We start from the raw sequence: 22,764 nt of genomic DNA on the forward strand, positions 1-22,764 counted from the left end.
TTTGAACTCCTCGTGTCAGCGTTTTAATCGTTAATAGTGACGCCTTGAGTTTCCAAGGTCGTGAGTATAAATCGTTTACAATGTTCTTTAGCAATATCAAAGCAACGGTCGTTTTGGCGTTGACTCAAAGCACACCGAAGCCAAAAACCGTCTATTAAAGCAGCCGTCATTTCCGCCGCTTCATGAGCTTGTTGCTTAGCTAATAACTGTCGATAGCTGTATCGTAAATTGGTTAACAAGCGCCGTTTGTTCACTTCCTGTAGACGAGACAAGCCGGCGTCGTGCATCGATTCACCCCAAAAACTTAGCCAGGTTTTAGTGCTTGGCAACGACTGCTGGATATCGGCAAAGTTTAAATCGACAATTTTAAGCAAGCGGGCGACCGGATCGGTTGGTGACGACTCCAGCCTTAAGCGCGACAGCAAGTACCTTACTGTCGCTTCAATTAACGCCTGCTTACCACCAAAATAATGGCTAATAATACCGGACGAGAGACCAGCTTTTTTAGCAATTAGATTAATCGTCGTCGACTTAAGGCCTAACTCGGCGACCACGTCGATGGTCGCATCTATAAGTTGTTGACGTCGTACCGGATGCATCCCTACTTTTGGCATTTCAGTTCCTATTCTTTGTATGGCTCCAACGTTGACAGACGGAAGCTGTGTTTAGTCACGATATCACCGGCTTCGTCCTTGAGCGACAAAGATACTAAGGGATCGTCTTTTTCCCAATCAATTTTTACCGAGCCATAGTTAACGTTGGCGGTATATTGACCAATACGATGTTTATTTGGGCTAACGTTCTTCCATTCCTGAGTTAAGCCAGAACTGGTCACTTCCCACAATGGATAATCCAGGTTTTCGTCGTAGTAGCTAACCTCACCCCAATGAGTGTCACCGCTGACCAGAATGACACCATTAACTTTATGTTTCTTAATCAAGCTGAACAGTCGCTGACGATCGGCTGGAAAGTTTGCCCACGCCTCCCAGCCGGTAAAATCCGCCAGTAGCTGTAAGCTCGATGCAATAATTTTAACTCGTGACGGTTTTTGCAGTTGCTGTTCAAGCCACTGCCATTGCTTTTCACCAAGCATGCTTTTCGTCATATCATCATGCTTTACGTAAGGACCCAGGTTATTAGGCGCACGTTCGTTAGCGTATTCGTCGCGGCTAACGTGTTTTAGGTCGTCTCGGTTCCAACGCAAATCCGGCATAATAACGTGAATTTTCTGTTCACCTTCGCCGTACATCTCGGCTGTATAAATGCCGTCTTCCCGCGTGCGTCGTTTAGAGTCGTCAGACGCGCCCCAAAAATCCAGCATGACTTGCCGGGATTCTTCCTTTTTAGGGTAATCCTTACCAGCGTCGTTTGCTCCGTAGTCGTGGTCATCCCAGATAGCGAGCGTACGCGTTTGATGACGAAGCTGTTTAAAACGTTCTTTAGCGCCCAGTTTTTCGTACTTGTCCTGCAGTTCCTGCATATTCTCGGTATCACCATAAACATTATCACCGAGAAATAAGAACACCTCGGGTTGATCCGCTATGATGCTATCGAGAATAGGCATGTCTTTGTCCTGATGAGAACACGAGCCAAACGCAATATGCGAGACGTGCTGCTGAGCTGTTGCAGCTGCTGGAGCCACAGCCAATATCAACGCTGCCGCTAAACTAAATTTACGCATTGCTTTATCCTTTTTGTGACAATAAAAAATAGGAAGAGCCAGCGGACCGGCTCTTCCTTAATAACAGTCTACTTAAAAAGTAAACTTGGCATTCAGTGCAGCGACTCGAGGAGCACCAATCCAGGCTGCGCCTGGTGCAATTGTGCCCAAGTAGCTTTCATCAAATACGTTGTTGATAGTAAAGCGGAACTCTACCGAGTCAATACCACCACCGATGTCATAGGCAGTAGTTCCCAAATAGAGATCGCTGACCGTATAAGAATCAGTCTTTGAAGTATTAGACTGGTCCATAAAACGTTCGCCGACATACTTGGTGCTGAAACCACCAAAATAGCTATCGTTAGAGTAGTCGATGCTCACTGAGAACATGTCTTCCGCACTACCAACCACCTGGTTACCGGCAAAGTCTTTGTCGATATAGGTTGAATCGTTATTGGTATAAGAACCGTAGACGCTCCAGTGATCGTTTAGCTGATAATCAACCGATGCTTCGATGCCATCAGATTCAACACCACCGTCGTTCACATAACCACCAGCAGCAGCTTCTAAGAAGTCGATACCGTCAACATCTTCATTACTGATAAAGGTGATGCGATTTTCAAATTCAATGGTGTAGTAGGTTAAGCTGGCATTGAAACCAGGCGACGAATATCGTAAACCTAAATCGATATTTTCAGCCGTTTCTGGCTCGACCTGGCTAACATCAGTGTCATCACGCTCTAATACCGCGTCCTTAACTGCTGCGAAGTTTTCTGAATAGCCACTGAACACCTCTAAACCGCGAACCGCTGGGATAGGAGCAACAAAGCCGGCCGACAATAAAACATCCGAACTTGAATCAACGTCGATATCATTGCTGCTATCAAATTGATCATCTTTAGCAACGTCTACGTCGAATTTTTTTGCACCCAAACGAAATTTAGCAAAGCCTGCATCAATTTCGTTTTCCAAATAATACATAAGTGTATCAACTGGGAACTCACGGCTATACTGAATCCAATATGGATTATTTTCCCAACGAGCGCTGGTTGCAGAATCTGTCAGCTTATGCCAGCTGCGATATTCTTCACGAGAGTAATCTTCGTACCAAAAACCACCACGTAACGTGTTAGCCATACCGTTGATACTGGTATCCCAAATAAAATCACCGTTAATACCTACACGATCTTTTTCGTAGTTAGTGTGGCGGTGAGAAGATACTGGAACGGCCCCTGGACCATAGCAATCAGGGTCAAGTGCTGCGCCTGCGCCACCATAAGGGAAGGTGATCGAACTTTCACAGCCTGCTTCCGGCTGTAATGAGCGCCCATCACGGTCTACGAAATAGATAAAGCCATTAGCCGCGCCACCATAAGCAGTGGTGCTAGTATCCAATTCAGAGTGCGGGTTACCGGCACCATCATCGGTTACGTCTGCCACATAGTATGGAATCCAATCGCCACGGCCTTCGTTTTGGTGAACGTAAGCATTACCTTTTAATTGCAAGTTGCCAATATTGGTCGATGCCTTTAAGTAACCAAACATATTTTCACGGTGCGTTACCCAGCCTTTTCTGTAGGCTTGATCCTGGTAAGGAACACCAGTCCAGTTTGGAATCAAACCGTCCCACTGTTTGTTTGATTCGTATTGCTCAACACCGTAAACACGCTGGTAGGTATATTCGCGGGCATCATCGTAAGTAAAATAGGCTTCTAAATCGACGTTTTCTATACGACTTAACAGCTTGCCTGCAAAATGGTCACGAGTGTTGGTCGCAACTTCGTCCATCCAGTCAGTATTTTCCTGGCTCGAAAAGCTTACCCAAGCGTACGTGTCCTTTGCAATTTCACCGGTCTCGTGGCGAACAAAGAATTTTTGGGCGTTGTTCTCACCTAAAGTGGTGCTGACAACAGTCTTTTGTTCAAAGCCAGGATCGATGGTTTCAAAATTAATTGTACCGCCTAACGCTTCGTGCGAACGTGACGCAATATCTGCGGTACCCTGAGACACCTGCGCTGTAGCTAAGTTTTCAGTATCAATATAACGGTTAGCCTTAGTACCACCACCATAGTTGGAGTTACCATTGGCAATACCGTCGATGGTCATACCGATCTGCTGGTGACTTAAATCAATTTGGAAACCACGCATTGAAATGCTGGTTGACCATTCATCAGAACCAAAGGGGTCACCTTCGTTAATCAGAACGCCAGGTAGGTTGTCAATGACGCCAAGAGCACTGGTCATTGAGGTTTGCTGAAGCTTCATTGCTTCGGCAGTGGTGTTATTGGCGTACGAGACACTGCGACCGGTTACCAAAATTTGTTCAATTTTTTCTTCTTCGATCTTTTTCTCGTCGTTATTCTCCTGCTCCTGAGCAACCGCTGAGGTGCTCATCGCAGCGAATACAGATAATGCCAATAAACTTGGCTTCATTGGTGCATATAACTTCATGACTTAAAGTCCTATTTTTCTAGTGTTAGAGACAATCTAAGACTAATGAGTGAATGTTACAGTCGCGTTTATTTTAATTGACCGTTCAATTAAAATCAAATGACAGTTTCAACTCGAATCATTATTTCTCCCGGCGGCCCCCCTTAAAAAAAGCCAAAGGCCTTTATTTTCGCTATATATAGAGTTTATTGAAGTTATTTATTGCAGTCGGGTTGTTTTGACACAAACGGTCAATTCAATAACACTTTGTTAACAACCGTCGAATGTGTAAAACTAAATCGAACTTATTGCCGAAAAGGACCATTGCCATGCTCTCCCTAAAATTACTAGCCGGATTGCTACTCGTTGTCTGCTTGCCGGCTACCGCAGCATCTGAACCTGACCAATTCACTGGAACTTATAAGGGAGAGTTGGTGCTCAATGAAACATCGTCTTTGCCATTACAGCTCAATTTAAAACTAAATCAGAGCGGCGATTTAGTAGCTACCCTCGATAGTCCAGCCCAAGGTTCTTTTGGAATCCCTGTTGATCAGGTAGATGTTGATAGCAGTAAACTTAGCTTTAGCTCTGATATTATTCAGGCATCCTTTGTCGGGCAGTCTAATGATTCAGACTGTTACCACGGACAGTTTACTCAGGGCCAGCAGTTTCCGCTGACTTTATGTCCTGGTGATGCTACTGCCGAATCAGAGCAAAAGACGGCGAGCGAGCAGTTAGCAGAGCACATGGCTGAAGTTGCGATTATAGAATTAGTTGATAATGAGTGGCAGGTAACCAAGCAAAGTTACAATATTGATAGCGGTAAACAGTTTGAAATTGGGTCAGTTTCAAAAACAATGGTCGCCTTCTTATTGGCCAATTCAATTCAACAAGGCCAGTTACCAACAGAGCAAACTGTAGGTGATGTATGGCCTGAGGCAAATCAGGATGTCGCTGACATTAAGTTAATCGACTTAGCGACACACCATTCAGGTCTACCCCGTCTACCCGATAACTTACTCAATCAAAATCAAACATTGGATAATATTAATGACCCATACGCCGCCTATGGACTTGAACGCCTACAACAAGCACTGCAGCAAACTACAGTAGCACCTGATGTAACTTATCAATACTCTAATTTTGGTTATGGCTTACTCGCTGAAACAATGGCTAAAGTGCACCAAACCACCTTTAAAGATTTGATTCAGTCAGAGTTATTCGAACCTTTGAAAATGACCAACACTGGTCTGGCCATCAAACCTAATCAATATAGCAACTTAATTGCCGGTCATCGTATCGACGGAGAGTCCGTTCCCCACTGGCACTTCGATGCATTAGCAGGTGCTGGCGCCGTGGTATCTACGGTTGACGATATGGTCAATTATCTCAAAGCATTAATGCAGCCTAATCAAAACTGGCAACCTGTTGTCGACCGGTTACTAACGCCGCAACACACCTTGAGCCCAGGAACTGCTCAGGGATTAGCCTGGATTTTAGAGGGCTATAAAGAAAAAACACTGGTCTGGCATAATGGGCAAACGGCTGGCTTTTCGAGTTTTGTTGGTTTCACTTCCGATAGCAAGCGCGGGGTGATTATCTTAAGTAACCAAGCACGTACTGTTACAAACCTTGGTAAAAGGCTTCTTGTCGAAGCTGTTCGGTAATTTTATCCGAATACTTGGTTATTGGTTTTTTTATTGAGTTATTTAAGCTCACCTCTATACTGAGGTTGGAAGTAGTGAATTTGTAAATCTATGTAATCTATTTAGAATAAACGACGTAGTAGTCCTTACACTTATTTCTAAGGGGAAAGGGATGATCGATAAAAAAGAAGAAGAGGTGCTTCGCGGAGACAAAGATCTCGAACGAGAGCGAAAAGCCAACGATCCAATGATACCTGACGGTGAAGTCAATCCAATTAACACGGATTATCAAGTCGGCCAAGACAACGTAGTGATGAAGCTTGGACCATTGGGTCTTGACTTTCACAACCGCGTTTTTGCAATTTCAGCATTGGCAATTATAGCCTTTGTTTTCTTAACGTTGATGTTTCAAAACCAAGCAGAGCCTCTGTTTACTGGCGCACGCGGCTGGTTAACAGCTAACCTTGATTGGTTCTTTATGCTTGCAGCCAACATCTTTGTTATTTTAGCTATTGTACTTATTTTTACGCCGCTCGGCCGGGTTAGACTCGGCGGAACCGAAGCCAAACCCGATTTCTCCTACTTGGGTTGGTTCTCGATGTTGTTTGCGGCGGGCATGGGCATTGGCCTAATGTTTTATGGTGTTTCTGAACCTATGTCGCACTTTAGCAGCGCGCTCGGTGGTACCAGCATGGAAGGCGGTGCTCGCACCGACTGGGCTCCATTAGGAGGTGCTGGTGGCAACGAAGCCGAAGCAATGCGACTGGGCATGGCGGCGACAATTTTCCACTGGGCACTTCACCCTTGGGCAATTTATGCGATCTTAGCTCTTGGGCTTGCCTTGTTTGCCTTTAATAAAGGCTTACCGTTAACCATCCGCTCTATTTTTTATCCTATCTTAGGCGAGCGAGTTTGGGGATGGCCAGGTCACGTTATCGACATCATCGCTATTTTGGCCACCTTATTCGGTTTGGCCACCTCGTTAGGACTGGGTGCTTCACAAGCTGCCGCGGGATTAAACTTTCTGTTTGATATCCCGAAAGGTGACATGACCGAAGTATTCCTGGTTATTGGCATTACGGCAATTGCTCTGATTTCAGTATTAGCCGGTCTTGAGGCGGGTGTGCAGCGATTATCTCAGGCAAATATGGTTTTGGCTGCGCTGCTAATGCTGTTTGTCATTATAGTAGGACCTACTATTGCAATTTTCACCGGATTTTTCGAAAACCTTGCCACTTATGTGGTTGAGCTTCCCAGTTTCTCAAATCCATTTGGACGTGAGGACACTAATTTCGTAGAGGGTTGGACGGCATTTTACTGGGCTTGGTGGATAGCATGGTCACCATTTGTCGGTATGTTCATTGCCCGTGTATCCCGCGGCCGTACAGTGCGTGAATTTTTAATCTCAGTATTAATCATTCCTACCTTGGCCTGTGTATTCTGGATGACAGTGTTTGGTACCACGGCAATGGACCAATTCTTAAATGGCGCCAAGGAAATTGCTGATGCGGAGTTAGCGTTGCAATTATTTGTAATGCTGGAAGGCTTCCCTTGGACCGGAGTTGCATCATTTATTGGTATCATTTTGGTGATGGTGTTCTTTATCACTTCATCGGATTCTGGTTCACTGGTTATTGATACCATTAGCGCTGGTGGTAAGCCTGAAGCCCCCGTATCCCAGCGCATATTCTGGTGTAGCTTTGAAGGCTTAGTCGCTATCGCTCTAATCCTCGGTGGCGGACTGGTTGCCCTTCAGGCAATGGCAATTTCTACCGGATTGCCATTTACCGTCGTGCTTCTGGTCGCTTGTATTTCCGTTGTACAAGGCTTGCGTTCGGAACCTCGACTTGGTAAAGCTTCGAAATAACGTCAATAGAGCAACACCCTCTGTTTAAGGGTGTTGCTCCTTCGCTCATGAGGTGCTTTTATGGAAGCCGAGCACACAGAAATTCTAAACTTTTTAAGACGCTACTCTCCTTTTAACGAACTTCCTGAAGAAGAGCTCTCAATTGCTGCTAGCAATACTTCAATTGCCTACTTTAAAGCCGACTCCCAGGTACTGGAGTTTAACCAATCCATTAGCTACTGGCATATTGTTCGAAGTGGCTCAGTCGAGACTTATCATCGCAACGGTGATCTCTATAATAGGCTCAGTGAAGGTGGTTTTTTTGGTGAAGCCGGATTATTAAGAAAAGGCAAAGTTCGGTACCCGGTAAAAACCATCGAAGATACTCTGATTTATTACATTCCAGGCGAACTGTTTAATCGTTTCTTTGACGAATACGAAGCATTTGCCGACGCTGTTGAGGTAGAAGAACACCGCCGGGTTAGCAGCGCCGTCAAAGAGCGCGAAAGCCGCAACAATACTTTAGCGGTCAAGGTTGAAAAGCTGATTACCAGAGAACCGGTCGCCATTGATAAATCGGCAACTATCGCTGAAGCTGCTGCCAGGATGACCAACGAAAAAGTGTCATCATTATTAATTTATGACGGTGAAAAGCAGCAAAAACCAGTCGGTATCATTACCGATAAAGACTTACGTAAACGAGTCCTCGCAGTCGACAAAGATCCAAATTCTGCTGTCGCTGACATTATGTCTGAGGATCTTACCTTTATTTATAGCAACCAACGTGTGTTCGAAGCGTTATTAACCATGTTGCGCACCAATTTGCATCACTTGCCCGTGCTCGATAGTGCTAAAGTGGTGGGTGTGATTGCCTTGTCTGATGTTGCTCGGCACGAATCTCAAAGTAGCTTGTATGTGGTCAGCAGTATCTTTAAGCAAACCACCATAGAAGAACTTGCCACTTTGGTACCCGATGTCCACAAAAGTTATGTGCGCATGGTTGAAGAAGATGCAAACTCGCGCATTATCGGCTCAGCCATGGCTACTATCGGTCGCAGTTTTAAGCAACGGTTGTTAGAGTTGGCTGAGGAAAAGTATGGCCCTCCCCCTGTGCCCTACTGCTTTCTCGCATTAGGCTCTATGGCCAGAGATGAACAGACTGTGGTTACCGATCAAGATAACGCGATGGTGCTGCACGATGATTACGATGTCAAAAAGCACGACCAATACTTTTTAGATATCGCGCAGTTCGTCTCCGACGGTTTAAATGCCTGTGGCTATACCTATTGCACCGGCGATATTATGGCCACCAATCGAAAATGGCGACAGCCCTTGAAAGAGTGGAAAAAATATTTCACCGACTGGATCGAAGATCCCTCACCTGAAACTTTACTGCACGCGTCAATTTTCTTTGATCTTGAAGGGGTAAAAGGTGAAACCAAATATGCTGACGAATTAAACCAGCTTATACGCAGTAAAGCAGCGGGTAATAAACGCTTTTTGGGATCTATGGCTCGAAACGCGCTGAACCGAACCCCTCCTCTTGGTTTTTTTAAAGATTTCTTAATGGAGAAAGATGGCAAACATCGCGACAGTATCAATACTAAACGCCGCGGTACTGGCCCAGTAGCCGATTTAATTCGCGTACACGCGCTCGCAATTGGTTCACGCCAACGCAACTCATTCGCTCGTCTAGATGACATCATCAAGGCAGGTATTTTACCCGAAGGACGAGGGCCTGATTTAAGAGACGCATTAGAACTTATTTCGATGGTCCGTATTCGGCATCAGGCGCTAGCGCTAGAAGCGGGAGATCCACCGGATAATAATGTCGCGCCTGAGGATTTATCAGATTTTGAACGGAAAAATCTAAAAGATGCCTTCCAGATCTTAAGTAACGCACAAAAATACCTTCGCTATAAGTATTCTGGAGCTTAATATGTTTTATTTAATGCCGGATAAAGAAAAGCAAAGAACAGCGAGGGTCGATTGGCGAAAACGGTTCCCTGAGCTGGCCAAAAAAGCCAACTCACCAGCATTAAAACGATACTACCAAGCCGGAATTGTAGCTAATGATACACCAATAAAAGAGGTACCCCTGGTAGCAGTTGATTTTGAAACCACCGGCATGGACCCAAATCAACATGGGATTATTAGCGTAGCGATAGTGCCGATGACATTGGCCCGCATCGAACTTAATGGTGCGCAGCAATGGATCGTAAAGCCGCGGCGTACACTAACTGAAGAATCGATTACTATACATGGCATAACCCACAGCGCTATAGCCGCGGCTCCAGATTTCGAGCAGTTAATAGCCCCCCTATTGGACGCAGTGGCCGGAAAAGTTTGGGTGGTACACTATCAGGGAATAGAACGGCCATTCCTGCAGCGCGCACTGCAAGATAGAATTAACGAGACCATACATTTTCCAATTATTGACACCATGGAGATAGAAGCTCGTTTCTATCGTAAGCCACCCAGCCTATGGGATAAATTAACCGGTAAAAAGCCAGCCTCGATTCGATTAGCTGATAGCCGCCAACGCTACAACTTACCTTTTTATGCTCCGCACGACGCAATGACCGACGCCATCGCATCTGCAGAGTTGCTGCAAGCTCAAGTAGCACATCATTTTAATCCCGACACACCACTTTCAGAATTACTCGTTAACACTTTGTAACATGTCCATATTAATGTAAGGTTTTAAACCTGACATAATAAGCAAATTAGTCGCATACCAAATGTGCGGTGATAATAATAATTTTAATCATTTATGAAGACGGAGATATCGCTGAGCGCGATTCGGGCCAGAAGTATTTGCGTCGTGTGCTTGGTGAAGATGAACAAGAGCTTAAAGCTAATTCACCGGTTAATTTAGTCAACAATATTAAAGCGGACTTGTTTTTAGTTCATGGCGCGAAGGATGTTCGGGTGCCAATTTCACACTACGAGCAATTAACCACGGCACTGGATAAAATCGGTAAACCTTATCAAAGTCTCGTCAAAGACGACGAAGGTCACGGTTTTCAAAAAGAAGAAAACAAATTTGATTTGTACCCTCGGTTAATTAAATTCTTCGATCAACATATTGGCGACTGATCTCTTTTAAAACAAGACCGCGCATTAGCGCGGTCTGCGGGAGAAACAATAATGAAGCAGGTTGTATTAGCAACAACTTTTATCGTTGCCTCGAGCAGTATTTACGCACAAACAGAAACTGAGGTTGTTAAACCTGCCCCTACTGTTAGTACGCAAGCTCAAAGCAAGTTTTTTGATGCCATTAATCAGCATTGCGGGCAGTCTTACCAGGGTGAAGTGACTGTCGATACACCAGCCAGCGGTGGTTTTTCTGGTGACTTGATTATGCACGTCCGTAAGTGCAGCGATCAACGTATTGAAATTCCATTTCATGTTGGTGATGATCATTCCCGCACGTGGATCTTAACTCAAACAGGCTCCGGCATCAGTCTAAAGCACGACCATCGCCAGCCTGACGGCAATTACGACCAGCTAACTATGTACGGTGGTCATACTGAAGATGCCGGCTATGCTAGCGCTCAGTCTTTTCCAGTTGATGCCTATTCCCAAGAGCTATTCATTGAACTGGGTGTACCGCAATCAAATACCAATATATGGCAAATGTATATCCACGAAGAAACATTTACTTACCGGTTAATTCGCGAAGGCCGGGAGTTTCGAGTCGATTTTGATTTGACCGAACCGGTTGAAACACCGGTAACACCCTGGGGTTACGCCGATTAATTGAGATCGTTCCAATGAGTGTTTTTATTGGATCTTTCTTCTTTTTCCATTAACACCAAAGTTAAATAGATTTTGGTAGGAAGTGAGAGGATAACGCCAGCAGCATTCATCGCAGCGCCTAAAATATAGCCACGAAAGTCAATGTTATCATTACCAAAAGTAACAACCAGTACCACATGCCCCAATAGGATTAGGCTGATACCGGTAATCATGGCAACTTTTAATAACCTGACTTGCGTGGCTTGTTTCATTTTACGACCGTTTAGCCCAATTAAAATCGTTACAAGACATCTCCCGGAATGCGCACTTGTCCTTCCATCAACACACGCGCACTGCGGCTCATAATGGCTTTAATCGCGGTCCACTGACCATTGACCAGTTTGCACTCTGCTCCAACCTGCAAAGTCCCCGACGGGTGACCGAAGTTCACCATAGTGCGGTCATTCCCCCCTGCTGCCAGGTTAACGGTTGTACCAGGAATTGCAGCAGCGGTGCCTATAGCCACTGCTGCCGTGCCCATCATTGCATGGTGCAGTTTACCCATCGACATTGCCCTGACCAGCAAATCCACTTCAGACTCTTTAACTCGCTTACCACTGGAGGCTGTATAGCTTTTAGGCGGTGCGACAAAGGCAACCTTCGGTGTGTGTTGGCGACTTGCTGCCTCAGCAACGTCATCAATCAGACCCATTTTAACGGCACCGTGGGCACGAATCGTCTCAAATCGTTGTAAGGCGTCCGCATCACTGTTTATAGCCTCTTGCAGCTCAGTTCCGTCGTAACCAATTTCCTCAGCATTCAGGAAAATCGTCGGAATACCGGCATTGATCAGCGTCGCTTTTAAAGTGCCAATTCCGGGCACTTCCAGGTCATCAACTAAATGACCGGTCGGAAACATTGACTCTCCATCGGCCGATGGGTCCATAAACTCAACGGGAACCTCAGCCGCCGCAAAAGTGACACCGTCCAGCTCAAAGTCCCCCGTTTCCTGAACACTACCATTGACCATAGTCACTTTATTCACGATGGTCTTACCGATATTGGCTTGCCAAATACGGACTTCACAAACCCCGTTATCTGGCACTTTATCTGCATCTACCAAACCGTTTTCTATCGCAAAGGGTCCCACTGCTGAGGATAAGTTGCCGCAATTGCCACTCCAGTCGACAAAAGGCTTATCAATCGACACCTGACCAAATAAATAGTCAACATCATGACCCGGCTGTGCACTTTTAGACACGATAACCGTCTTGCTCGTACTTGAGGTCGCCCCACCCATTCCGTCAGTTTGCTTACCGTAAGGATCTGGGCTGCCAATTACCCTCATCAATACAGCATCTCTCACTGCACCGGGTTGTTGAGCAGCTTCCGGCAAATCTTGTAGGCGGAAAAAAACCCCCTTAGATGTCCCGCCACGCATATAAGTGGCGGGAATTTTTATTTGCGGTTTGCTTGCCATAGTGTGAGTTACTCCTTAGCTCGCTTCCGCTTCAAGAAAGTCCTGGGCGAAACGTTGCAGTACACCACCCGCTTCGTAAATTGACACCTCTTCTCGGGTATCAAGTCGGCAATGTACAGGAACTTCTTCGCTATTGCCGTCTGTGCGATGAATGACTAAAGTCAACATAGCACCGGCTTCGGGCTTACCTTTAACATCAAAGGTTTCGGTACCATCAATATTTAAGGTGTTGCGCGTCGTCCCCTGTTCAAATTGAAGCGGTAGAACCCCCATACCAATTAAGTTGGTACGATGAATCCGTTCAAAACCTTCCGCCACAATAACTTCAACACCAGCAAGACGAACACCTTTGGCAGCCCAGTCGCGCGATGAGCCCTGACCGTAATCAGCACCCGCAACAATAATTAACGGCTGTTTATTCTGCATGTAATGCTCAATGGCTTCCCACATGCGAACCGGCTTGCCCTCAGGTTCAATTCGAGCCATCGAGCCTTGAATCACATCGCCTTTTTCATCCCGCACCATCTCATTAAACAGTTTCGGGTTGGCAAAGGTCGCCCGTTGCGCCGTTAAGTGATCACCACGATGTGTTGCGTACGAGTTAAAGTCTTCTTCCGGAACACCCATTTTCGCCAGATACTCACCGGCCGCGCTGTCTGCCATGATGGCATTCGACGGCGACAAATGATCGGTTGTAATGTTGTCACCTAATACCGCTAACGGTCGCATCCCTTTCATCGTGCGCTTAGCCGCTGAGGTGCCTTCCCAATAGGGCGGTCGACGAATATAAGTACTATCAGGACGCCAGTCATACAGTGGGTCTGTCTTGTCGCCGTAGTCCACGTTTAGATTAAACATAGGATCGTAAACCTTACGGAACTGTTCTGGCTTAACGTTCTGTTTAACCATTGCGTCAATTTCTTCATCACTCGGCCAAATGTCTTTTAACGTCACTGGGTTACCGTCAGCGTCATAGCCCAATACGTCTTTTTCGATATCAAAACGGATGGTGCCGGCAATTGCATAAGCAACAACCAACGGCGGCGATGCTAAAAATGCCTGCTTGGCATAAGGATGAATTCGTCCGTCAAAATTACGATTACCTGATAAAACCGCGGTAGAAAATAAATCCCGATCGATTATTTCCTGCTGAATTTTTGGATCCAAGGCGCCACTCATACCATTACAAGTGGTACAGGCAAACGCCACGACGCCAAACCCAAGCTGCTCCAGTTCGGGTAGCAGGTCAGCCTCTTCCAGATACATTTTGACGGTCTTTGAACCCGGCGCTAATGAAGATTTAACCCACGGTTTACGAGTCAGGCCCAGCTTATTAGCATTACGGGCAATAAGGCCCGCAGCAATCATATTTCTGGGATTACTGGTATTGGTGCAACTGGTTATAGCGGCAATAATAACCGCACCATCAGGCATTTCATCCTGCTCTGGTTGCTCAATGTGTTTTGCCACACCACGCTCACTCAAATCAGCTGCTGGCAGCAATGAGTGAGGATTTGAAGGGCCCGCTAAGTTACGTTCGACCTTTGACAGATCAAACTTAAGTACTCGCTGATACTCAACCTGCTTAAGGCTGTCCCCCCAAAGACCGGTTTCTTTTGCAAACTTCTCGACCAATTCAACCTGGTCATCATCACGACCCGTGAGCTTTAAGTAATCGATTGTCTGCTCATCAATATAAAACATGGCTGCAGTTGCGCCATATTCTGGGGTCATATTAGAAATTGTCGCACGGTCACCAACTGTTAATCCTTCGGCACCCTCACCGAAAAATTCCAGGTATGCACCAACAACTCGTTCACGACGTAAAAACTCGGTCATCGCCAAGACTAAGTCGGTGCTGGTAATCCCTGGGCGAAGTTTCCCTGTCAATTCAACCCCAACAATATCCGGCAGGCGCATATACGACGCACGACCTAACATCACACTTTCTGCCTCTAAGCCACCTACGCCTATTGAGATGACGCCCAGTGCATCAACCATCGGTGTATGACTGTCAGTACCGACACAGGTATCGACAAAGGCAACATTATCGCGCACCTGCACCACCGGAGACATTTTCTCCAGGTTGATTTGGTGCATAATGCCATTGCCTGGCGGGATCACATCGACATTTTTAAACGCGGTTTTAGTCCAGTTGATAAAGTGAAACCGGTCATCGTTACGACGATCTTCAATCGCGCGGTTCTTTTCGAACGCATCGGCTTCAAACCCTGCGTGTTCCACCGCTAACGAATGGTCGACAATGAGCTGAGTTGGAACGACCGGATTTACTTTCGCCGGATCACCGCCCTTTTCACTGATCGCATCGCGTAGACCGGCAAGGTCAACGAGCGCTGTCTGGCCTAAAATGTCATGGCAAACAACTCGGGCCGGATACCACGGAAAATCGTGTTCGCTTTTACGGTACACCAGTTGTTCCAGTGACTGTGTCAAAATTTCCGGAGGACAACGACGAACCAGGTTTTCTGCCAGCACCCGTGATGTGTATGGCAGTTTGTCATAAGCGCCGGGCTCTATTGCTTCGACGGCAGCCCGAGTATCGAAATACTCGAGCGTAGTGCCGGCTAACTTTTTACGGTATTCAGAATTCATACAACCAAGCCTCGCTTATCGTTCGTTAAGAGCGGGTACTGCACGCGATTCTGGCCCGGTGTAATCTGCCGATGGGCGAATAATCCGATTATTTGCGCGTTGCTCTTTAACGTGGGCTGTCCACCCGGTAACACGAGACATAACAAAAATTGGAGTAAATAACTTGGTTGGAATGCCCATGTAGTTATAGGCTGATGCATGGAAGAAATCCGCATTCGGGAATAAGTTTTTCTCACGACGCATAACTTCTTCACAGCGCGCTGAAACCTCGTATAAACGGCTGTCACCAACTTCTTCTGACAGCTTTTTAGACCACGCTTTAATAATGTCATTGCGAGGGTCAAAATCACGATAAATTGCGTGACCAAAGCCCATGATTTTCTCTTTACGCTCAAGCATACCCATCAGTTTTTGCTCGGCATCATCAGCGTCTTTCATGTCTTCAATTAATTCCATTGCCGCTTCGTTAGCACCACCATGAAGAGGTCCGCGTAACGAGCCAATAGCACCTGTCACACATGAGTGCAGATCAGACAACGTTGAAGCACAGACTCGCGCAGTAAAGGTGGACGCGTTAAATTCGTGCTCTGCGTATAAAATTAATGATGTGTTCATTACGTCCGCATGCAGTTTTGACGGAGATTTGTCATGCAATAACCGCAGGAAATGAGCGCCGATAGACAATTCTTCTGAGTCGGTATCAATCCGCACGCCGTCATGGGTAAAGCGATACCAATAAAGCACCATACCAGGGAATGTTGCTAGCAAGCGCTCGATATGAGCGTCAGCTTCGTCAAAACTTTCTTCTGTTTCCAGATTGCCTAACATTGAAGCGCCAGTCCGCATAACATCCATCGGATGTGCGTCTTTTGGAATACGCTCTAAGACGTCTTTTAGCTCTTGCGGTAAAACGCGCAGTGATTTCAAACGTTTTTTATAGTCATCCAACTGCGACTGGTTCGGAAGTTCGCCTTTTGCCAACAAATAAGCCACTTCTTCAAAGCTTACTTTTTCCGCCAGTTCCTTGATGTCATAGCCTCGGTAAGTTAAGCCAGAACCTGATTTACCAACAGTACACAGAGCTGTCTCGCCCGCTGACTGACCACGCAATCCTGCGCCACTTAGTTTCTTATCTGCCATAGTTCTTTACCTCTTAATTTTATTATCGATAGCAATCTGCGCTGTCTGCGCAGTTTACTTCTTGAATAGCTCGTCTAACTTCTGTTCAAAGTCATGGTAATTCAAAAATTCGTATAGCTCTGCTCGCGTCTGCATATCATCGACCACTTGTTTCTGATCGCCATTTTGCAAAATACTGTTATAAACGTTAAGCGCGGCTTTATTCATTGCCCGGAATGCGCTGAGTGGGTATAAAACAATCTCAACACCAACCTCTGCCAGCTCTTGCTTATTGAACAATGGAGTCGCACCAAACTCGGTAATGTTTGCAAGTACTGGAACATCCAATGCCTCAGTAAAGGCTTTGTATTGATCCAGTGTATGCACAGCTTCGGCAAAAATAGCATCCGCTCCAGCGTCAACGCATGCCTGCGCGCGTTCTAATGCAGCATCCAGCCCCTGTTGTTGCAATGCATCGGTCCGCGCCATGATCAAAAATTGGTCGTCAATGCGCGCATCAACTGCCGCTTTTACCCGATCAACCATCTCTTGTTGTGTCACAATCTCTTTATTCGGACGATGGCCACAGCGCTTTTGAGCCACTTGATCTTCAATGTGCATACCTGCCGCACCGGCGCGAGTCATTTCTTGCACTGTACGGGCGATATTGAACGCGCCGCCCCAACCGGTGTCTGCGTCTACTAATAAAGGTAGATCACTAGCTCCGGTTATGCGACGAATGTCTTCACATACATCGTTCAGCGAGGTCATACCCAGGTCAGGCAAACCGAAAGAGGCGTTGGCGACACCTGCCCCCGATAAATACAAGGCTTTGTGGCCAACTTTTTCCGCCATCATTGCGGTATAAGCATTGATGGTTCCGACAATTTGTAAGGGGGTTTCTGCCTGAATTGCTTGACGCAGTTTAGCGCCCGGACTTTGCGGTTGAGTCATGATACTTCCTTATCTACTTGTAGTTTCTTCTCGATATTTTTACGCGACGCACTAATATGACGACGCATTAATAAATCGGCGAGTTCACCATCGCGATTGGCGATGGCATTAATAATTGCTTTGTGCTCATCAAAAGCTCGAGAAACACGAGGACCATTCATTCCTAATTGCACGCGATACATGCGAACTAGAAAATATAGCTCATCACACAGCATGTTGATCAAATACTGATTTTTACTGGCTAAAATGATGCGGTAATGAAAGTCGACATCGCCAGCTTCCTGATAATAACTTTCGCCTTCTCGTACTCGTTGGCTGTTTAGATGCTGTTCCAGCAATTTGGCTAGTGCATCAATTTCTTCATCGGCCATTCTTTCTGCCGCCAACCGACAAGCTAGCCCTTCAAGTTCCTCGCGAATCTGATACAGTGCAGTCAAACCGTCAGCAGTTAACGTTACGACCCGAGCACCTGCGTTAGGAGTTCGCTCGATAAGGTGGCAACGCTCTAAGCGAGCCAGAGCTTCGCGAAGCGGAGCGCGGCTTACATTAAATTGCTTAGCTAAACCAGTTTCACTGATCTTTGCACCCGGAGCTAACTGCCCTTCAACAATGGCTTGCTGCACCGACACCAGCACCCGATCAGCGGACGTAACTGGTGATCTTAAGTTATACTGGGGATCGTATGTAGAATTCATGCAATGACACTGTTTGTCGACAATAGGTAAAGAATACCCGTAAATTGATTGTTTTTCAACGCGGGCATGCCAATATTGTCGACAATATCCCGTTTTAGGATATTCTTAAAGGATTTAAGACACCAACTATGCTCGATTTTTGGCGACAGTTTTTTGATTTAGGTCAGCATCAACAGCTGCCTCTAGAAGGTGATTATGATATTTGGCTGGTTCTGCTGTCCTATGTTATTGCTTTTATTGCCTCTCTTTCAGCTTTAAAAATTTTAGATCGAGCTTATGGATATCGTTCAAAGGTTCGCCAGCGGGGTTGGGTAGCGGCTACCGCGGTAATTGCCGGTATTGGCGTTTGGAGCATGCATTTTATCGGCATGTTAGCGTTTGAACTCCCTATTTCGGTGTCTCACTCTGTCGGTTTAACGCTGTTCTCTATGCTACCCGCTATTATCGGTAACTTTATTGCCTACTCGTTACATCTTTATGCGCACCAGCTGCAAGAACAACAGTCTCTGTCCTCGCGCAAAAAAGTAGTTTTGACCTTAACCTCAGGCGCTATATTAGGTGCCGGTATAGGTTTGATGCATTACCTGGGAATGGAAGCTATGGTACTTGCTGCCGATTTGCGCTATCACCCGGGCTGGTTTGCCGGCTCCATTATTGTTGCGGTCGTTCTCGGTGTGCTCGCAATGTCGACCTACCGGAGGTATCGCGCGCCGCAAAATCGTCAAGCTCCGGCCAAGCGAATACGGCTACTGACTGCTTTAATTATTGCTGCGGCAATAACCGGAATGCATTATGTTGCCATGTTAGCGGCTCGTTTTTATGAAGATAGTACACCGCTTCCGGCAATTATGTCATCAAGTCATCAACAACATTATTGGCTAATTTATGCGATAGCTATTGCTGTAGCTGTTATTGCTATTGTTGCCTGGCTATCTTCAGTTGTTGACCATCGCTTGCAATTAAATCAACGCCAAATTCAACAGTCTGGTAAAAAAATTCGCGAGCTTGCTTATAACGATACCCTAACTGGATTACCGAATCGGCGCTCACTGCTGGAGTATTTAAACTCCCAGCAAGAAGAAGTGCCGGACGGCGAATGCCTGGCACTGTTTTTAATCGACATCGATAAGTTCAAAGTGCTTAACAATACCCTTGGGCCAACCCTTGGTGATACCTTGTTGCAATCTGTCACTCACCGACTTGAACGGTTACCGCTGGACATTCATATGGTGGCGCGACCGAGTTCAAATGAGTTTGCCGCCGTTGCACGCATTTCCTGTGATGGCAATCCGGCCAAAGCACAGTCGGCCATAATGACTATGGCAAAACATATTCAGCAGCGACTGGAGGAGCCTTATTCGTTAAGAGACTACCGTCACCGTTGTTCAATGAGTATTGGCATGACGCTGCTTAATAAACAAAATAAATCAGCCGATGAGGTTTTGGTTCAGGCCGCATTAGCGTTAGCAGAGGCTAAGCGTTGCGGACTCGGCCAGATACAACTGTTTCATCCACAGATGGCTGATACCATGGAGCACCGCGTCAGAATGGAGTCTGACTTGCGTTGGGCGATAGAAAACAATCAACAGTTAGAATTGTATTTGCAGCCCCAGCTTAACCGCTCCCGTCAGGTCATCGGTGCTGAGGCTCTCATCCGTTGGCAGCATCCAAAGCAAGGCTTTATTTCGCCGGCTGAATTTATCCCACTTGCTGAAGAAACCGGCTTAATTGTTTCACTCGGCGACTGGGTTAACCAACAGGCCTGTAAAATCATAAAACAATGGCAACAGTTGGGCATGGCTCATTTGGTGTTGTCCATAAATGTTAGCTCGCCACAATTCCAGCAGCTCGATTTTGTCGACAAGCTGAATGATTTAATCCGGCAATATGATGTTCCCCCAGGTTCGCTGAAAATTGAACTTACTGAAAGTGTGTTGATGCAGAATGTCGACGAGGTTATCGGCAAAATAAATGAACTTAAGCAATTAGGTATTCAGTTCGCATTGGATGACTTCGGTACTGGGTACTCATCGCTGTCTTACTTAATGAAGCTGCCATTTGACCTGCTCAAAATAGACGTTTCTTTTGTCCGAGAAATGTTAAGTTCGCCTGAAAAGGACGCGATAGTGAGAACCATCGTGCAGCTATCTCACAACCTCGGCTTAAGTGTTGTTGCCGAAGGTGTTGAAACAGAGCAGCACTTTCAACATCTGCAGATGTTGGGGTGTGACTCTTTCCAGGGCTTTCTATTTAGTAAACCCGTTCCTGCAGTTGAGTTTCAGCAGCAAACACCCTAAAAACCATTGAATTCATCGTTTTCGGTTCCATTCTTCCGTTCTGGCTAGTAAAGTAAGGCCACTTTTTCCGACTCATACTTTAGTCGAACAAGTTGCTAGTGACGCTAACTATTTGATGTTAAATAACAAAATGGATAATAAGAATGGATCCTAAAAATATCGTCGATAAAGACGCAAGCTTCTTCGGTCAGCCGGGTGGCTTGCAAACGCTATTCTTTACCGAAATGTGGGAGCGCATGAGTTATTACGGCATGCGTGCGCTGTTAGTGCTATTTATGACAGCCACTCTGCAAGAAGGTGGTATCGCTCTAACCGTTGCCTCAGCAACCGCTATTTATGGTCTTTACACCGGTGCGGTGTACTTTATGGGCCTGCCTGGTGGCTGGATTGCTGACCGTTTATTAGGTGGCCAAAAAGCGACTTGGTATGGTGGTATCATCATTATGCTCGGCCACATCGTGTTGGCCATTCCCAGCGAAGCCGGCTTTTTTATTGGCATGATCTTAGTGGTGTTAGGCACCGGTTTGTTAAAGCCCAATATTACGGCGATGGTCGGCCAGCTTTATGGTCCTAACGACGACCGTCGCGACGGCGGCTATACCCTCTATTATATGGGTATCAATATTGGTTCCATCATCGGTTACTTTGTAACAGGCTACCTACAAACTAATGTCGGTTATCACTGGGGTTTTGGCGCTGCAGCCGTTGGTATGGCCCTTGGCCTAATTCAGTACCGCCTGACTTTACCTAAACTAAAAGGTGTTGGTGCCGAACCACCAAAACCTTTAGGCCCTAATGGAATGAAGCGCAGTTGGATGCTTATTTGGGCCTTATTAGCTGGTTTAGCCGTGGTCACCTATCTAGCGTTAAACGATGTTATTATTATTAATCCAACCGTCGTCGCTGGTAATGTTGCAATAATATTCACCATAATTTTCTTTGCTTACTACTTAAGCATTTTCCTGTTTGGCAAGCTCACCAGAAATGAAATGAAGCGCTTAGGAGCTCTGTTTTTAGTGTGTATTGCCTCAACCTGCTTCTGGGCCGGTTTTGAACAAGCAGGTTCTTCCTTTAACTTGTTTGCGCGCGACTTAACCGATCGCATGGTGGGCGACTTCGAAATACCAACCACCTGGTTCCAGTCGTTAAATTCGATTTTTCTGGTCGCCTTGTCACCGTTCTTCGCCGCGCTTTGGATAAACCTAAGCAAGCGTATGATTAACCCGTCTTATGGCTTTAAAAGTGCGCTCGGTCTAATCATTATGGCAACCGGTTTTATCGTTATGTTTTTCGCCTCTCAGGCTGCAGCCAGTGGCTTAAAAGTGGCTCCGTATTGGCTGGTAGCTGTTTACTTTATCCATACAGTGGGTGAATTGTGCCTGAGCCCGGTTGCTCTAAGTGCGGTCAGTAAACTGTCTCCGAAGCGTATGGCCGGTCAGCTGATGGGCGTTTTCGTACTCACCTACGCGATGGGTAATGTAATTGCCGGTCTTTTAGCGGGCGGGCTAGACCCTGAAAACCCTTCAGCAATGCCTGAACTCTACTGGACCATATTTGTGTTTGGTGTCAGCGTTGGTGCTGTTGTCTTTGTGCTTGCCTTGTTTACCCGTAAATGGGAGAAACTGGCCGAGGACGACGACCACCCTGGTGCAGTAATTGATGCCAACGAACCCGTTGGTAAGCCTTAAAATAGAATAGCGTTTTGCTAAAACTAAAAAGGGACCTTTCGGTCCCTTTTTTAATCCCCTTTAACGCGTCGGTTTCTCCGACAGGTAAATTATAATTTCGCCCGCAGCAACGACCGTGCCGTCGTCGCGCCTTGCTTCGACCCGAATGGGTTGTTCTCCCGGCTGCCAGGTATCCTCCGAGGCTTTTGCCGTAATTGTCACATCGCTATTGGTCTTAGCCAGGTACTGAACATTCATTCCTTTCGGTATCCAACGCAGGTGTTTTGGAATCGAGGCTTCGGCTACCGCTCCCATCGCCATCTCCATACCGTTACATATGGCAATCGCGTGAACCGTTCCGATATGGTTGAGAACCGCTTTTCGCTTGTTAAAAGTTAGCTGACAATAATTGGGCCTTAATTCAGTAATTAACGGCTTAATAGTAGCGAAGTACGGTGCCTTCCGGGCAAACATGATGGAAAATATTTTTCGTCCAAACGGCAGAGCCAGACAGCGCTGGTATAAATTTAATAAATAATTAGAACTGGCCAAAATGAATTCTCCAAACCATTGAAACAAAAAAAGCAGGCCTAAGCCTGCTTTTTATACGATTACG

General features: G+C 46.2%; 18 protein-coding genes. 8 read left to right on the forward strand and 10 right to left on the reverse strand.

Annotation, left to right across the window (positions count from 1 at the left end):
- Positions 1-23 precede the first annotated feature (23 nt).
- From betI to CWI81_RS04255, 3 genes are all read right to left on the reverse strand, one after another.
- Complete coding sequence (gene betI, locus CWI81_RS04245; protein ID WP_126783970.1) at positions 24-614, reverse strand: transcriptional regulator BetI; 591 nt, start codon at positions 612-614, stop codon at positions 24-26.
- 8 nt (positions 615-622) lie between these two features.
- Positions 623-1,681, reverse strand: a complete 1,059-nt coding sequence (locus CWI81_RS04250; protein WP_126783971.1) for an alkaline phosphatase D family protein — start codon at positions 1,679-1,681, stop codon at positions 623-625.
- Between the two features lie 72 nt (positions 1,682-1,753).
- Positions 1,754-4,111 (reverse strand): TonB-dependent receptor domain-containing protein, encoded by a 2,358-nt coding sequence (locus tag CWI81_RS04255; protein WP_126783972.1) that lies wholly within the window; start codon positions 4,109-4,111, stop codon positions 1,754-1,756.
- A gap of 308 nt (positions 4,112-4,419) precedes the next feature.
- Here CWI81_RS04255 and CWI81_RS04260 point away from each other — a divergent pair, with 308 nt between their 5' ends.
- The 6 genes from CWI81_RS04260 (at position 4,420) to CWI81_RS04285 (ending at position 11,344) form a co-directional block, all read left to right on the forward strand.
- Positions 4,420-5,757 carry a serine hydrolase domain-containing protein gene (locus CWI81_RS04260; RefSeq protein ID WP_157983292.1) on the forward strand — a complete coding sequence of 446 codons (1,338 nt, stop codon included), beginning with the start codon at positions 4,420-4,422 and terminating at the stop codon, positions 5,755-5,757.
- A gap of 226 nt (positions 5,758-5,983) precedes the next feature.
- Positions 5,984-7,603: a BCCT family transporter gene (locus CWI81_RS04265; RefSeq protein ID WP_241970367.1), complete on the forward strand. Its 1,620-nt coding sequence runs from the start codon at positions 5,984-5,986 to the stop codon at positions 7,601-7,603.
- Between the two features lie 60 nt (positions 7,604-7,663).
- The gene (locus CWI81_RS04270) at positions 7,664-9,520 is read left to right on the forward strand and encodes a DUF294 nucleotidyltransferase-like domain-containing protein (RefSeq protein WP_126783974.1); all 1,857 of its coding nucleotides are present in this window, start codon (positions 7,664-7,666) and stop codon (positions 9,518-9,520) included.
- A gap of 1 nt (position 9,521) precedes the next feature.
- Positions 9,522-10,262 carry a 3'-5' exonuclease gene (locus CWI81_RS04275; RefSeq protein ID WP_126783975.1) on the forward strand — a complete coding sequence of 247 codons (741 nt, stop codon included), beginning with the start codon at positions 9,522-9,524 and terminating at the stop codon, positions 10,260-10,262.
- 68 nt (positions 10,263-10,330) lie between these two features.
- The gene (locus CWI81_RS04280) at positions 10,331-10,681 is read left to right on the forward strand and encodes an alpha/beta hydrolase family protein (RefSeq protein ID WP_126783976.1); all 351 of its coding nucleotides are present in this window, start codon (positions 10,331-10,333) and stop codon (positions 10,679-10,681) included.
- Between the two features lie 51 nt (positions 10,682-10,732).
- On the forward strand, positions 10,733-11,344 hold the full coding sequence (locus tag CWI81_RS04285) for a hypothetical protein (RefSeq protein ID WP_126783977.1): 612 nt from the start codon (positions 10,733-10,735) through the stop codon (positions 11,342-11,344).
- Here CWI81_RS04285 and CWI81_RS04290 read toward each other — a convergent pair.
- From CWI81_RS04290 to CWI81_RS04315, 6 genes are read right to left on the reverse strand one after another with little or no spacing between them, the layout of a single operon-like run.
- Positions 11,341-11,595 (reverse strand): hypothetical protein, encoded by a 255-nt coding sequence (locus CWI81_RS04290; protein ID WP_126783978.1) that lies wholly within the window; start codon positions 11,593-11,595, stop codon positions 11,341-11,343. The genes CWI81_RS04285 and CWI81_RS04290 overlap by 4 nt on opposite strands.
- A 29-nt stretch (positions 11,596-11,624) precedes the next feature.
- Positions 11,625-12,803 carry a 2-methylaconitate cis-trans isomerase PrpF gene (gene prpF, locus CWI81_RS04295; protein WP_126783979.1) on the reverse strand — a complete coding sequence of 393 codons (1,179 nt, stop codon included), beginning with the start codon at positions 12,801-12,803 and terminating at the stop codon, positions 11,625-11,627.
- Positions 12,804-12,818: 15 nt separating this feature from the next.
- Positions 12,819-15,416: a Fe/S-dependent 2-methylisocitrate dehydratase AcnD gene (gene acnD / locus CWI81_RS04300; protein ID WP_126783980.1), complete on the reverse strand. Its 2,598-nt coding sequence runs from the start codon at positions 15,414-15,416 to the stop codon at positions 12,819-12,821.
- A 15-nt stretch (positions 15,417-15,431) separates the two neighbouring features.
- The gene (prpC, locus tag CWI81_RS04305) at positions 15,432-16,556 is read right to left on the reverse strand and encodes a bifunctional 2-methylcitrate synthase/citrate synthase (RefSeq protein WP_126783981.1); all 1,125 of its coding nucleotides are present in this window, start codon (positions 16,554-16,556) and stop codon (positions 15,432-15,434) included.
- Positions 16,557-16,610: 54 nt separating this feature from the next.
- Positions 16,611-17,489, reverse strand: coding sequence for a methylisocitrate lyase (prpB, locus tag CWI81_RS04310; RefSeq protein WP_126783982.1), 879 nt, complete (start codon positions 17,487-17,489; stop codon positions 16,611-16,613).
- On the reverse strand, positions 17,486-18,184 hold the full coding sequence (locus tag CWI81_RS04315) for a GntR family transcriptional regulator (protein WP_126783983.1): 699 nt from the start codon (positions 18,182-18,184) through the stop codon (positions 17,486-17,488). Before CWI81_RS04315 ends, prpB begins: the two co-directional genes overlap by 4 nt.
- A 128-nt stretch (positions 18,185-18,312) precedes the next feature.
- Here CWI81_RS04315 and CWI81_RS04320 point away from each other — a divergent pair, with 128 nt between their 5' ends.
- Both CWI81_RS04320 and CWI81_RS04325 read left to right on the forward strand, forming a co-directional pair.
- On the forward strand, positions 18,313-20,481 hold the full coding sequence (locus CWI81_RS04320) for a putative bifunctional diguanylate cyclase/phosphodiesterase (RefSeq protein WP_126783984.1): 2,169 nt from the start codon (positions 18,313-18,315) through the stop codon (positions 20,479-20,481).
- A 143-nt stretch (positions 20,482-20,624) separates the two neighbouring features.
- Complete coding sequence (locus tag CWI81_RS04325; RefSeq protein WP_126783985.1) at positions 20,625-22,169, forward strand: peptide MFS transporter; 1,545 nt, start codon at positions 20,625-20,627, stop codon at positions 22,167-22,169.
- Between the two features lie 60 nt (positions 22,170-22,229).
- Here the strand turns inward: CWI81_RS04325 and CWI81_RS04330 are convergent, their stop codons facing one another.
- The gene (locus tag CWI81_RS04330; RefSeq protein ID WP_126783986.1) at positions 22,230-22,700 is read right to left on the reverse strand and encodes a hotdog fold domain-containing protein; all 471 of its coding nucleotides are present in this window, start codon (positions 22,698-22,700) and stop codon (positions 22,230-22,232) included.
- Positions 22,701-22,764: the final 64 nt, after the last annotated feature.

The organism is Idiomarina seosinensis (genome assembly GCF_003987275.1).
Classification (GTDB): domain Bacteria; phylum Pseudomonadota; class Gammaproteobacteria; order Enterobacterales; family Alteromonadaceae; genus Idiomarina; species Idiomarina seosinensis.

Excerpts from the sequence above, each read along its gene's own strand:
- betI (WP_126783970.1), bottom strand. The coding sequence starts at position 614 with ATGCCAAAAGTAGGGATGCATCCGGTACGACGTCAACAACTTATAGAT.
- CWI81_RS04250 (WP_126783971.1), bottom strand. The coding sequence starts at position 1,681 with ATGCGTAAATTTAGTTTAGCGGCAGCGTTGATATTGGCTGTGGCTCCA.
- CWI81_RS04255 (WP_126783972.1), bottom strand. The coding sequence starts at position 4,111 with ATGAAGTTATATGCACCAATGAAGCCAAGTTTATTGGCATTATCTGTA.
- CWI81_RS04260 (WP_157983292.1), top strand. The coding sequence starts at position 4,420 with ATGCTCTCCCTAAAATTACTAGCCGGATTGCTACTCGTTGTCTGCTTG.
- CWI81_RS04265 (WP_241970367.1), top strand. The coding sequence starts at position 5,984 with ATGATACCTGACGGTGAAGTCAATCCAATTAACACGGATTATCAAGTC.
- CWI81_RS04270 (WP_126783974.1), top strand. The coding sequence starts at position 7,664 with ATGGAAGCCGAGCACACAGAAATTCTAAACTTTTTAAGACGCTACTCT.
- CWI81_RS04275 (WP_126783975.1), top strand. The coding sequence starts at position 9,522 with ATGTTTTATTTAATGCCGGATAAAGAAAAGCAAAGAACAGCGAGGGTC.
- CWI81_RS04285 (WP_126783977.1), top strand. The coding sequence starts at position 10,733 with ATGAAGCAGGTTGTATTAGCAACAACTTTTATCGTTGCCTCGAGCAGT.
- CWI81_RS04290 (WP_126783978.1), bottom strand. The coding sequence starts at position 11,595 with ATGAAACAAGCCACGCAAGTCAGGTTATTAAAAGTTGCCATGATTACC.
- prpF (WP_126783979.1), bottom strand. The coding sequence starts at position 12,803 with ATGGCAAGCAAACCGCAAATAAAAATTCCCGCCACTTATATGCGTGGC.
- acnD (WP_126783980.1), bottom strand. The coding sequence starts at position 15,416 with ATGAATTCTGAATACCGTAAAAAGTTAGCCGGCACTACGCTCGAGTAT.
- prpC (WP_126783981.1), bottom strand. The coding sequence starts at position 16,556 with ATGGCAGATAAGAAACTAAGTGGCGCAGGATTGCGTGGTCAGTCAGCG.
- prpB (WP_126783982.1), bottom strand. The coding sequence starts at position 17,489 with ATGACTCAACCGCAAAGTCCGGGCGCTAAACTGCGTCAAGCAATTCAG.
- CWI81_RS04315 (WP_126783983.1), bottom strand. The coding sequence starts at position 18,184 with ATGAATTCTACATACGATCCCCAGTATAACTTAAGATCACCAGTTACG.
- CWI81_RS04320 (WP_126783984.1), top strand. The coding sequence starts at position 18,313 with ATGCTCGATTTTTGGCGACAGTTTTTTGATTTAGGTCAGCATCAACAG.
- CWI81_RS04325 (WP_126783985.1), top strand. The coding sequence starts at position 20,625 with ATGGATCCTAAAAATATCGTCGATAAAGACGCAAGCTTCTTCGGTCAG.